Raw genomic sequence first — 13,329 nt, 5'->3', positions numbered from 1 at the left:
TGGTCCGTCCTCATTTCGTGCGGGCAACTGCTTCTACGAGAGGTCGAGCAACTCGTCGTCGATGATGTTCAGGAGGTCCTCGACGGAGACGTTGCGGATGTCGTCGTCCGAAGTGGACACCGGCTTCTTCAGGCGCCCGAGCAGTTTCTCCAGGCGCTCGCGGATCGCGTCGTGATCAGCGGACGACGAAACCACCGCGGCTTCGAGCCGGGTCAGCTCGGCCAGCGCCGAACCGTCCGTCGCGGCGGACAGGCCGGTCAGCAGGTGCTCGGCGACCAGGCGCGGCGTCGGGTGGTCGAACACCAGGGCCGACGGCACGGGCAGACCCGTCGCGGACTTCAGGCGGTCGCGCATCTCCACGGCGGTCAGCGAGTCGAAACCCTGGTCGCGGAACGCCTTCTCGGCGTGGATCGACTCGACGCCGGAGTGGCCGAGCACCGCGGCGGCCTCGGAACGCACCAGGTCCAGCAGCACCCGCGAACGATCGGCCTCCGACAGGCCCGCGAGCTTCTCCTGCAACGCCACCTCGGCGCCGGTCACGTCGGCATCGGGCACCAGTGCCGCGACGACCTCGGGAATCGACGAGAACAGCGGCGACGGGCGCGACGCGGTGAAGCCAGGCGCGAACCGGGCCCAGTCGGTGTTCGTGACGGTCAGCACGGTCTCGCCGTCCGACACCGCCTGCACCAGCGCGGTCAGCGCCAGCTCGGGATCCATCGGCAGCACGCCGTGGCGGCGCAACTGGTCGTAGGCGTGCGGGTCGGTCGCCATGCCGGCCTCGGCCCACGCGCCCCACTGCACGGACGTCGCCACCAGGCCCTGGCCCCGCCGGAACTGCGCGAGACCGTCCAGGTAGGCGTTCGCGGTCGAGTAGGCGGGCTGGCCGCCGCTGCCCCACGCCGCCGCGCCCGACGAGAACAGCACGAACGCGTCGAGGCTTCCGGTCAGCTCATGCAGGTTCCGCGCGGCCACCATCTTGGCGCGCAACAGCTCTCCGAGCTGGTCGGCGGTCAACTCCCGCAGAGGTGCGTCACCGCTGTCGGCTCCGGCACAGTGCACGACCGCCGTCAGATCGGGCAGGTCGTCCAGCAACTCCTGGAGAGCAGCACGATCGGCGACGTCGCAGGCCTCGACGGAGACCTCGGCGCCGAAGCCTTCGAGCTGGGCCACCAGGTGCTCGATCCCCGGGGTGAGCGAGCCCCGGCGCGAGGTCAGCACGATGCGCGAAGCACCCCGCGCGGCAACAGCGCGAGCCACGAACCCGCCCAGCGCACCGGTGCCGCCGGTGATCAGGACCGTGCCGGACGGCTCCCAGTCCTCGCCGTGCTCCCCGCGCGGCGCGGGCACCAGGCGACGGGCGAACACACCGTTGCCGCGCACCGCGATCTGGTCCTCGCCCAGCGAGTTCCTCAGCGCGGCCTGCAGGCCCTGCGCGATCTGGTTGTCCACGCCGCCCGGAAGGTCGATCAAGCCACCCCACCGGCGCGGCATCTCCAGAGCGGCGACCCGGCCCATGCCCCACAACGCGGCCTGCACCGGCGACGTCACGATGTCCCCGTGACCGGTCGACACGGCACCGCGCGTCACCGTCCACAACGGAGCCTCGACGCCTTCGAGAGCCTTCAGCAGCTCCAACGTTCCGGACAGCGGGTAAGGCACGTCACCCGAGTCATCCGCGACACCGAGCAGCGACACGACACCCGTGAACTCCCGGCCCGCCAAACCCGAGACCTTGTCCAGCGACACGGCGACACCGCCGAGGATCTCCACGACGTCCCGCGTCCAGGTGTCCCGCTCCCCCGGCGGCACGACGACCAGCCACGATCCGGAAAAGGCACCGGACAGCGACAGCCGGTTCCACGACTCGCGGAACCGCCACGAATCCACAATGGACTGCGACCGCTGCCGTGTTCGCCACGACGACAACGCCGGCACGACCGCCGCCGCCACCTCGGGATCCAGCTCCAGCACGGACGCCAGCTCATCGTTCTCGACCAGCTGCCAGAACGCCGCGTCCAGCGGATCGGCCCCGCCGACCGCGACCTCGGGCTCCGGCCAGAAACGAGACCGCTGGAACGCGTAGGTCGGCAGGTCGACGCGCACTGCTCCGGTGCCCTCGAACAGCACGGACCAGTCGACCGGCACACCCACGACGTGCAGGCGCGCCAACGCCGACACGGCGGACGCCTCCTCCGGTCGTTCGCGGCGCAGCATCGGCACGACAGCGGTGTCCAGCGGTACCGCGCCCGTCTCGGTCATCTCCGCGACCAGCGCCGACAGCACGCCGTCGGGCCCGAGTTCCAGGAACGCCGAGACTCCCTGACGCCCCAGCGCCCGCACGCCGTCGGAGAACCGCACGGCTTCACGAACGTGACGCACCCAGTACTCCGGCGAGGTCAGCTGTTCGCGCACGGCGAGCTGCCCGGTCACGTTCGACACGACCGGGATCTGCGGCTCGGAGAACGACAGTCCCTCGACGACCGCGCGAAAGTCGTCCAGCATCGGGTTCATCAAGGGCGAGTGAAACGCATGGCTGACCGGGAGACGCTTAGTCTTGCGATCAGCGAACCGGGCCACGACCGCCTCGACGCCGTCCTCGGTACCCGCGATGACGACCGAACGCGGCCCGTTCACCGCCGCGATCGACACCCCGGACCCCAGCAGCGGCAGCAGTTCCTCCTCCGTGGCCTGCACCGCGACCATCGCCCCGCCCGGCGGCAGCGCCTGCATCAGCCGCGACCGCGCGTCGACCAGCCGGCAGGCATCCTCCAGGGAAAGCACACCCGCGACGTGCGCGGCGACGATCTCGCCGATCGAGTGCCCGCCCACGAAGTCCGGCCGCACACCGATCGACCGGGCGAGCCGGAACAGCGCCACCTCGATCGCGAACAACGCCGGCTGCGTGTACCGGGTCTCGTTCAGCGCGTCGAAGTCGTGGCCCCACATCACATCGCGCAGCGAGCCGTCCAGGTGCTCCAGCACCGCGTCGAACGCCGCGGCGAACACGGGGAACCGCTCGTACAGCTCACGTCCCATGCCGAGCCGCTGCGAACCCTGCCCGGAGAACAACACCGCCAGCGGACGTTCGGAGGCCACGCCGCGCGCGATCTCCGTGCCGTCCACGACCACAGCGCGGTGCTCCAGCTGCGTCCGCGTCGACACCAGCGACGCCGCGACGTCCAGAACGGGAGCCTGCACCGCCCGGAACCGCTCCAGCTGCGCGTCCAACGCGGCGGCGTTCTTGGCCGACACCACCCACGGCACCACCGAGAGCACCGACGACGGTTCCTCCGGCGTCACCTCGACCTCGGGCGCCTCCTCCAGGATCACGTGCGCGTTCGTGCCGGAGACACCGAAGCCCGACACGGCGGCCCGGCGCTCCCGCGACACCGACGGCCACGGCTGCTCCGAGGTCAGCAGCTCGACGCGGCCACTCCCCCACTCCACGTGCGCCGACGGCGACGTCACGTGCAGGGTGCGCGGCAACGTGCCGTGCCGCAACGCCATCACCATCTTGATCACGCCCGCGACACCCGCCGCGGCCTGCGTGTGGCCGATGTTCGACTTCACCGAGCCCAGCCACAGCGGCCCGGAGGAATCGGGCCCGGTGCGGTTCTGGCCGTAGGTCGCGAGCAACGCCTGCGCCTCGATCGGGTCACCCAGAGTCGTGCCGGTACCGTGCGCCTCCACCGCGTCGACGTCCGAAGTGGACAATCCAGCGGACGCAAGCGCTTGCCGGATCACGCGCTGCTGCGACGGGCCGTTCGGCGCGGTCAGGCCGTTCGACGCGCCGTCCTGGTTGATCGCCGAACCGCGCAGCACCGCGAGAACCGCATGACCGTTGCGGCGAGCGTCGGACAACCGCTCCAGCACGACGAGACCGGCGCCCTCGGACCAGCCCGTGCCGTCGGCGGAGTCGGAGAAGGCCTTGCAGCGGCCGTCCGCCGACAGCCCGCCCTGCCGGGAGAACTCCACGAACGTCTGCGGCGTCGACATGATCGTCACACCGCCGGCCAGCGCGATCGACGACTCGCCCGACCGCAGCGACTGCGCGGCCCAGTGCAGGGCGACCAGGGACGACGAACACGCGGTGTCGACGGTGACGGCCGGCCCCTGCAGTCCCAGCGTGTAGGCGACTCGGCCGGACACGACGCTGCCCGCGGTGCCGGTCGTCCAGTACCCCTCGGTCCCGGCGGGCGCGTCCAGCAGTCCGGCGCCGTAGTCGTGGTACATCACACCCGCGAACACACCGCCGTTGGTGCCGCGCAACGTCGCGGGGTCGATGCCCGCGCGTTCCAGGGCCTCCCAGGAGACTTCGAGCAGCAACCGCTGCTGCGGGTCCATCGCCAGCGCCTCCCGCGGCGAGATCCCGAAGAACTCGGCGTCGAAGTCGGCGGCGTCGTGCAGGAACCCGCCGGCGCGCGTGTGCGAGGCGCCGTCGAACAGCTTCTCCAGGTCCCAGTTGCGATCGGCGGGGAACGGCGACACGACGTCGCCGCCCGTCATCACCAGCCGCCACAGGTCTTCCGGCGAGGACACCCCACCGGGATAACGGCAGGCCATGCCAACGATCGCGATCGGCTCGTCCGGCGCCGACCGCACCATCTCCAGCGGCACGGCGGAAGCCCGTTCACCCAGCAGTTCCGCCCGCAGGTGCCGGGCCAGCACGGCCGGAGTCGGGTAGTCGAACGCGACCGGCGCGGACAGGTGCAGGCCGGTCGCGGCGGTCAGTCTGTTGCGCAGGTCGACCGCGGTCACCGAGGTCAGGCCGAGTTCGCGGAACGTCTTCTTCGCCTCGGCGCGCTCGGCACCGGTCAGTCCGAGCACGCCCGCGACCTCGGTGCGCACCAGGTTGAGCAGGAAGATGTCCTGCTCCTCCGGCGACATCGCGACCAGGCGCTGGCGTAAGGCGGAGAGGTCGCGCTCGTCCGGGGTGGCGAGCCGCGCGGAGACGTCGATCAGGCCGCGCAGCAATGCCGGAACCTCGGTCGACGACGTCTGCTCCCGCAGCGCCGCACTGTTGATCCGCATGATGACGGCCTGCGCGAGCCCCGCCGAGGTCGCGACGTCGAACATCGCGCTGAACTCGTGCGCCGACAGCTCGCCCACCCGCGACGCCGTGGTCGGCGCGTCCGTCGACCCGACCGCGAGGAAGGTCGCGGCCAGCTCGCGCTTGCGGCGGTAGCGGGCCAGCGCGTCGAGGAACGAGTTCGCCGCCGCCTGCTCCCCGGACCCGACCAGGCCCAGCGCGCCGGCGACCGTGCAGAGCATCACGAACGCGGTGACGTCGCCGCTCTTGGTGAGCTGGTGCAGGTTCACCGCACCGTCCACAACGGACCGGAACACGTCCGGCCGCGGCAGGTTGACCGAAGGCTTCGCCGGATGCTCGCCCTCGCCGTGGATGACCGCGGTGACGGGTCGCTTGAGCTTGCCGAGCACCTCGGCCAGCGCGGCGCGATCCGCCACGTCGCAGGCCGCGACCGCGACCTTCGCGCCCAGTGAGGACAGTTCCGACTCCAGCTGGGCCGTCGCCTCGTCGGCGCGGCCGCGCGGGCTGATCAGCAGCAGGTGGCGTGCGCCGTACGCGGCGACGAGATGCCGGGTCAGCGCGGCGCCCATGGTGCCGTCCGCGCCGGTCACGACCACGGTGCGCTTGGGGTCGATGCGCAGCACCTCGTCGCTGTCGACCGACGCCGAGACTCGCTTCAGCCGCGGCATCAACGCGATGCCGGAGCGGATCGCGAGCTGCGGTTCGCCGGCGGCGACCGCGCGCGGCAGCACGCCGATGGACGGCGCCTGGTCGTCGACGTCGATCAGCGTGAACCGGTTCGGGAACTCGACCTGCAACGACCGCAGCAGTCCCCACACCGGCGCGTGCACCAGGTCGCGCACGTCCTCGACACCGGCCGCGACCGCGCCGCGCGTCAGCACGACCAGGCGGGAGTGCGCGAACCAGTCGTCGTTCACCCACGTCCGCAGCACACCGCCGACCTTGCGCAACGCCTCCTGCGCGGCCGTCGTGAGCTTGCCGCCGGTGTCCATGTCGTCGGGGCAGCACAGCACCGCGACGTCCGGCGCGGGCTCGCCGTCCACAACGGACACGTGCAGCGAGGCCGCGTCCGGGTAGGTGGCCACGTGCACACCGGCAGAGGCCAGGGACGCCGTCAACCCGACCATGTCCGGGCCGACGACCGCCCAGCGCTTCGCCAGTTCCAGCCCGGCGGTGCGGACCGACGTCATCGGCGCCCAGTCCATGCGCAGCAACGACTCGTGCTGCCCGCCGCTCGCGGCCCGCAACCGGGCCGGGCGGTCGAGCAGCACGTGCCGGGTGATCTTGCCCGAGGTCGTGCGCGGGATGTGGTCGATCTCGTACAGCTCTTCCGGCACCTTGAAGTTCGACAGCTGCTCGCGGCAGGCGTCGTACAGGCGCACCGGGTCGAGGCCCTGCCTGCTGGGCACGACGAACGCGATCGGCACCTCGCCGAGGATGTCGTGCGGCTTGCCGACCACGGCGGCGTCGGCGACACCGGGGACCTTGAGCAGCACCTCCTCCACCTCACCGGGGTGGATGTTCTCGCCGCCGCGGATGATGAGCTCCTTGACGCGGCCGGTGATCGTGACGTAGCCGTAGAGGTCGCGCTTGGCCAGGTCGCCGGTGCGGTACCAGCCGTTCGGCATCGCCTGCGCCGTCGCCTCCGGCTGGTTGTGGTAACCCGCCATCAGGCTCGGGCCGCGCACCCACACCTCGCCCTCGGCCTCCACGTCGACGTCGACGCAGGTGTCCGGGTCGACCAGCCGCACCGCGAGACCCGGCACCGGCAGGCCGACCGAACCCGGAACCCTGGTGCCCTGCGGCCAGTTCACCGCGATCAGGCCGCACGTCTCGGTGCTGCCGTAGCCGTCGAGCAGCGCGACACCGAACAGGGCCTCGAACTCGACGCGCAACGCCGGCGGGCACGCGGCTCCCGCGGTCAGGCAGCGCTGCACCGTGCCCGCGGAGACCTCGCGGGTGCGCGCGACTTCCAGAAGATGGTGGTACATGGCGGGAACACCGCACAGGAACGTGTAGTCGTCGCCTTCCAGCGCGGTCAGCACCTCGTCCGCGGCGAACCCGTCGAGGACGCGGGCCGAAGCACCGACCGCCGTGACGCCGACGACGCACAGCACGTGGGCGAGAGAGTGGTGCAGCGGCAACGGCCACAGCACCTTGTCCTCGTGGTTCAGGCCGATGACCGGGGCGTAGCAGGCGGCGACCGACCACAGGCAGCTGCGCTGGGTCGACAGCACGCCCTTCGGTTTGCCGGTGGTGCCGGAGGTGTAGAGCATGAACGCCACGTCGTCGAGGCCCTGGTCGTCCCGCGCGGGAACAGCCGGGTCCGTCGAGGTCAGTTCCTGGTACGACACAACGGAACCGCCGCGCGGGAGCGGTTCGTCGCCGCTCACCACCACCTGGAGGTAGGGGCGGCCCGGCAGGAGCTTGCGGACCTGGTCGAGGTGCGCGAAGTCGGTGATCACGACGCGGGCGCCGCTGTCGTCCAGCACGTAGGCGAGCTCGGCGTCGGCGGAGTGCGGGTTGAACGGCACCGCGACCGCGTTCGCGCGCGTGACTCCCAGGTAGCTCTCGATGATGTCGACGCTGTTGCCCAGGAAGATCAGCGCCCGGTCTCCTGGTTGCAGCCGCAGGCCGGCGAGATGCCCGCCGAGCCGCCGGGTGCGCAGTTCCAGGTCCGCGTACGTGACCGCGCGGCGCGAGTCCGCGAACGCGACCTTCTCCGGCTGGTTCGCGGCGTGGTGACGCAGCAGTTCGGACAACGGCCGGATCAGTTCGGTTCGAAACATCCCGACGTCGCTCCCTATTTACCGGCTTACTGGAGACGTGGCCTGCACCTCGAGCGATGCTAGCCTCGGCCTCATCGAGCCGGTAAGTAGGAAATCCCCTAGCACCCCCCTACGATCCCCCTATCATCCGGCCGAAAGTGCTTTCTCCTGGCGCAGGAGTTTTGCGAAGCCCGCCCGGTGGCTAATCTTTGATCACCGGCCCGGAAGAGCAGCCGGAAACAATAATTCAGCTCCACTCCGCAAAATTCTTTACCTACTCCTCGGAGGGGCATTCCAATGACTCAGGCGCAGCAGACGGTGAACCTTCCCAGCTCGGTGTTCACCGGCCTCACCGAAGTCAGCCACGCAGCGGCCACCGGAAACGTTCTCGGAGTCGTCAACTACACGACCGAGTGCACCGACCCGCGCGTCGAGAATGGCCTCCTCACGCTCGACCTGCACATGGCGAGCGACCTCGGCGAGGCATTCGCGGAGGTGTGGACGACCACCGGCACCGTCGAGACCGGCGAGCACCACGGCGTCGTTTACGCCCACGACGGCGAGTACCTCCTCGTCGCCGGGCGGATCGCCCCGACGGGCCGCTACACCGAGGACACCCGCGCCGCCTACGTCGCCGCGCTCGACCTGATGGACGGCCTCGGCTACAAGAACTGCTTCCGCATGTGGAACTTCCTGAACGACATCAACGGCGACAACGCCGAGGGCCTGGAGATCTACCGGGACTTCTGCAAGGGCCGCGCCGAGGCGTTCGAACTCTTCCACTTCGGCGACAAGGAGGTCCCGAGCGCGACCGGAATCGGGTCGCAGGGCGGCGGGATCGCGTTCTACTTCCTCGCCTCCCGCTCCGCCGCGCTGACGTCGGTCGAGAACTCCAAGCAGATGGCCGCCTACCACTACCCGCGGCAGTACGGCCCACGCCCGCCCAAGTTCGCGCGGGCCACCTACCTCGCCGGCACGCACACCGACCGCAGGTCAGGGCAGATCTACGTGGCCGGCACCGCCAGCATCCGCGGCCACGAGACCCTGCACGACGGCGACGTCGAGGCGCAGGTGAAGTTGTCACTGGACAACATCGAGCACCTCATCTCCGACGAGAACCTGGCGGACTACGAGATCACGCAGGGCAATTCCTTGCTGAACCTCGACAACATCAAGGTGTACGTCCGTCACCGTTCCGACATCCCGGCGGTCCGCAGGATGTGCGAGGAGCGTTTCTCCCCGAACGCCCGCGTCCAGTACCTGAACGTCGACGTCTGCCGCGCCGATCTCCTCGTGGAGATCGAGGGCATCATCGCCTGACTCGTCCGGCCGAACCAGATACAGGAGCGAGAACAATGCCTCAGACGGTGAAGCTGACCGAGTTCACGCAGACGCAGACGGCGGCCCCGTGGATGACGTTGCCGGCGACGCAGCAGCCGCACTGGCACCACCACCCCGACTACGACCTGATCGAGGCCGAACTGTCCGGCGCGCTCCCCCTGGTCGCGCATTCCGAAATTCGCGAGGCGAAACGCGCTCTGGGTCTCGCCGCCCTCGGTGAGGCGCGTGTCCTGCAGCTCGGGGACTGCGCGGAATCGTTTTCAGACGTCGACCCGGTGACAACTTCCGGAAAGGTGCGCAACATCGGGCGCATCGCGTCCCGGCTGGCGGAACGAACCGGGCAGCAGGTGGCTCGTTTCGGACGCATGGCCGGGCAGTACGCGAAGCCCCGTTCGAGCAACTTCGAAACGATCGACGGAGTCGATCTGCCGTCGTTCCGCGGTGAGCTGGTCAATTCGTTCGAGCCTGACGTTTTCGCCCGCAGGCACGATCCGGAGCGAATGTTGCAGGCTTACGACGCATCGGCCGCCGTCATCCGAGAAGTGCGCGCCCACTGGTCGGGAAGTGTCGAGGAACTGTCCGGTGGCCCGTGGGTCGCTCACGAGGCATTGGTGCTGGATTACGAGAACGCGCTCATCCGCACCGACGAGCGCACCGGTGAGCAGTTCCTCACCTCGACGCACTTCCCGTGGATCGGCGAGCGCACCCGCCAGCTCGAGAACGCGCACGTCAGCATGTTCTCGGCGATCGCGAACCCGGTCGGCGTGAAGGTCGGCCCGACGGCCGACCCCGAGACCGTCGTGCGGCTGTGCCAGCTGCTCGACCCGCACCACACGCCCGGCCGCCTGACGCTCATCGTCCGCATGGGCCGCGAGGACATCCACGTCGCCCTGCCGCCGATCGTGCGCGCGGTCCGGCGCGCCGGCCACCCCGTCGTCTGGATCTCGGACCCCATGCACGGCAACACGGTCACCACCGAATCTGGGCGAAAGACTCGACATGTCACCCATATCATCGAGGAGGCCACGGCGTTCCGGCACATCCTCGAGACCGAGGGCGCGCACGCGGCCGGCTTGCACCTGGAAGTGGCCGCGACGGACGTGACGGAGTGCGTCGGCGGGTCCGTCCCCGACGAGAACGCTCTCTCCGCGCGCTACGAGACCCTCTGCGACCCGCGGCTGAACCCCGGACAGGCGCTCGGAGTGATCGACTCGGTGTACTGATTCCCCCAGGCAGACAGGGAAACTGATGAAGTCACACACCGCCGACGTCGCGGTAGTCGGCTGCGGCCCGGTCGGCCTCGTTCTGTCCATCCTCCTCGCGCACAGGGGATGGCGGGTCGTCCTGCTGGAGAAGTACCGCGGCCAGTACCCGTTCCCGCGCGTCGTCGCGTTCGACGGCGAGACCGCGCGCTCGTTCGCCTCGGCCGGCATCGGCGCCGACCTGATGGAGCTCGGCGAACCCCTGGGCCAGTACATGTTCCAGAACGCCGAGGGCCGCGAGCTGTTCAGCTTCGAGGCGCCGTACGAGCCCGGCCGCGACGGCTGGCCGATCGCGACCGTGATGCACCAGCCGACGTTCGAACGGGCGCTGCGCGAACACGTGCTGACCTTGCCGAACATCACGACGTTGTTCGGGCACAAGGTGGAGGCGGTCGAGGACCACGGCTCGCACGTGTCGATCACCGCGCCCGGCCCTGACCACGAGGGTGACGTCACGGCGTCCTACGTCATCGGCTGCGATGGCGCCAACAGCTTCGTCCGCGACGTCATGGGCTCGCGGATGATCGACCTGAACTTCAAGCACGACTGGCTGCTGGTCGACGTCGTCTTCCACGAGAAGCGCGCGTTCCGGCCGAACGACGTGCAGGTGTGCGACCCGGCCCGGCCGACGACGATCGTCGCGTCCGGCCGCGGGCACCGGCGCTGGGAGTTCATGCGGCTGCCCGGCGAGTCGATCGAAGAGATGTCCACTGTGGAGCGCATGTGGGAGCTTCTGGCGCCCTACGACGTGACCCCCGCGAACGCCGACCTGACGCGCAACATCGTCTACACGTTCCAGGCGGCGATGGCGGACAAGTGGCGCAACGGCAGGATGCTGCTGGCCGGGGACTCGGCGCACCTGATGCCGCCGTTCGCCGGTCAGGGCATGTGTTCCGGCATCCGCGACTCGGTGAACCTGGCGTGGAAGCTCGACCTGGTGCTGCGGGACCTGGCCTCTGACTCGTTGCTCGACGCGTACCAGGCCGAGCGCGCCCTGCAGGTACGGCACACGATCGAGATGTCGATCGAGGTGGGCAAGATCGTGTCGGAGCTCGACCCGGTGGCCGCGGCCCGGCGGGACGCGTTCCTGATCGCCATGCAGGCCAAGCCCGAGGGCGTGGACCTCGCGCCGTCCGCCTACGCACTGGAGGACGGCATCGTCCGGCGCACTCCGGACATCGCCCTGCCGCACGGCGAACTGTCGCCCCAGGGCGTGGTGGCGCGGGGAACCCAGCGGGACCGGTTCGACGACGTCGTCGGACGCGGGTGGCAGCTGATCACGACGCTCGACCCGTACGAGGCGCTGGGTGAGGACGAGCTGGAGTTCCTGAAGTCGCTGGGAACGCACCTGGTGCGGGTGATGCCGGCCGGGATTCCGCCGAAGATCGCCCGTGCGCACGAGGTCGTGGACGTCGAGCGCCTCTATCTCCCTTGGCTGGCCGGGTACAAGAAGGTGGCGGCGCTGGTGCGGCCGGACTACTACGTGTTCGGGTTCGCAGCGGACCGGGCCGACCTGCCCGCGCTGGTGAACGATTTGAAGGCGCAGTTGCCGCTGGTGCGCTAGACCAAGGCCGGAGCCGGTCGAGGACGTGGTCGTGGCAACACCCAGCTGGGCGTCAGCGTGCCCGGGCTCTCAGCGTGGAGCACGTTGCGGCGGGCGGCGCGGTCCGGATCCAGCCAGCCCGGTGGGTAGAAGCGCGGGAGGCCGTGCACCATCCTGATCTCCCACTCGCTGTGGTGGATCATGCGGTGGTGGTTGCGGCACAGCAGCACGGCGTTGTCGACGGAGGTGCCGCCTCCGTTGGACCAGAACCGGACGTGGTGGGCGTCGCAGTGTTTCGGCGGGCGCTCGCAGCCGGGGAAGGCGCAGCCCTGGTCGCGGGCCACCAGCACTCGGCGGATCGCGGCGGGGAACGTGCGGGCCTTGCGGCCGATGTCCAGCGGCTGGGAGCGTTCGCCCAGGACCAGCGGGATGATGCCGGCGTTGCAGGCGAGCTGACGGGCTTCGGCGGCCGGGATGCGCTCGCGGTTGTCGAGCATCGCCTGGCCCGCCTGGCTCACCAGGTCCTCGTAGCGCATCGTCAGGGTGAGGCTGACCGGTTCGCCGCCGTGTTCGGGCAGCTGGTCGGCGCGCAGCATCAGGTCGACGAGCTCGGCCAGTGCGTCGCCCTCGCGTTCGGAGCGCGTGCGGAGGTCCGGGCCTTCCTCGGGCGTCTCCGGGCGCGGCTTGGCCAACGGGTCCATCAGCGCCTCGTACTTCGCGCCGGTGATCTTGTCGAGCTTCGCCCAGATCTCCAGGCACTCGCCCTTCCAGCGCATCACGTGCTGGTTCGTCGGCGGTGCGGGCTCGGTGTCGCGGGGCTCCGGGTCGTCCTGGTAGAGGCGGTAGGCCAGTTCCTTGCCGAAGGAGCGGACCGCGCTCGGCTCGTGGGCCTGCGCGAACTCCACCACCGGGGCTTCGGCCGCGGCGGGAAGCTTCTTCATCACCTCGGCGACGGCGGAGATGTGGTCGGCCGACAGCGTGCCCTCCGCGACCGCGGCGGCGGTCACCGGGAGATCCGGTTCCAGCCTGCTGCCCGTCGGGGTGATGTCGTGACTCAGGGCGTGCGCGTTCGCGAGCCACTGCCGAGCGGTCTTCAGGTCCCAGCGGACCGCGTGCCGCAGCACCTGCGGCAGGTCCTTGTAACCGAGTTCCTCGGCGGCGCCGCGACGGTCCAGTTCGGCGAGCTTCCGCAGCACCGCGTGCTCACGAACCCTGATCTCCACGACCTCGCTGACGACGCTGCTGAGCAGCTCGTCAGTCGAGAGGAGGCACGGGTCCGGTTCGCTCATGTGTTCGACACTACCGCAAGATCACGTTTTGATAACGGGCCAGCGCGAACACGATCGAGTGAAAGCGTGGCGTCCT

5 protein-coding genes are annotated in these 13,329 nt (G+C 70.0%); 3 read left to right on the top strand and 2 right to left on the bottom strand.

The window, feature by feature from the left end; all coding sequences use genetic code 11:
* Window positions 1–33: 33 nt before the first annotated feature.
* Window positions 34–7,839: a type I polyketide synthase gene (locus tag ACIRG5_RS07575; protein ID WP_402901697.1), complete on the bottom strand. Its 7,806-nt coding sequence runs from the start codon at window positions 7,837–7,839 to the stop codon at window positions 34–36.
* Between the two features lie 276 nt (window positions 7,840–8,115).
* Here ACIRG5_RS07575 and ACIRG5_RS07570 point away from each other — a divergent pair, with 276 nt between their 5' ends.
* Genes ACIRG5_RS07570 through ACIRG5_RS07560 form a run of 3 tightly spaced genes read left to right on the top strand, consistent with a single transcriptional unit; the run spans window position 8,116 to window position 11,985 of the window.
* Window positions 8,116–9,138: an FkbO/Hyg5 family chorismatase gene (locus tag ACIRG5_RS07570; protein WP_402901694.1), complete on the top strand. Its 1,023-nt coding sequence runs from the start codon at window positions 8,116–8,118 to the stop codon at window positions 9,136–9,138.
* A 35-nt stretch (window positions 9,139–9,173) separates the two neighbouring features.
* Complete coding sequence (locus tag ACIRG5_RS07565; RefSeq protein ID WP_402901692.1) at window positions 9,174–10,382, top strand: 3-deoxy-7-phosphoheptulonate synthase; 1,209 nt, start codon at window positions 9,174–9,176, stop codon at window positions 10,380–10,382.
* A 25-nt stretch (window positions 10,383–10,407) separates the two neighbouring features.
* Entirely contained in the window at window positions 10,408–11,985 is a 1,578-nt protein-coding gene (locus ACIRG5_RS07560; RefSeq protein WP_402901689.1) for a bifunctional 3-(3-hydroxy-phenyl)propionate/3-hydroxycinnamic acid hydroxylase, read from the top strand.
* Here the strand turns inward: ACIRG5_RS07560 and ACIRG5_RS07555 are convergent.
* Complete coding sequence (locus ACIRG5_RS07555) at window positions 11,982–13,253, bottom strand: DUF222 domain-containing protein (protein WP_402901686.1); 1,272 nt, start codon at window positions 13,251–13,253, stop codon at window positions 11,982–11,984. The genes ACIRG5_RS07560 and ACIRG5_RS07555 overlap by 4 nt on opposite strands.
* Between the last annotated feature and the right edge of the window lie 76 nt (window positions 13,254–13,329).

It is taken from the genome of Lentzea sp. NPDC102401 (genome assembly GCF_044765805.1).
Classification (GTDB): Bacteria; Actinomycetota; Actinomycetes; order Mycobacteriales; family Pseudonocardiaceae; genus Lentzea; species Lentzea sokolovensis.
Note: the sequence above shows the minus strand (reverse complement) of the source record. Positions and strands in the feature narration are given on the sequence as shown.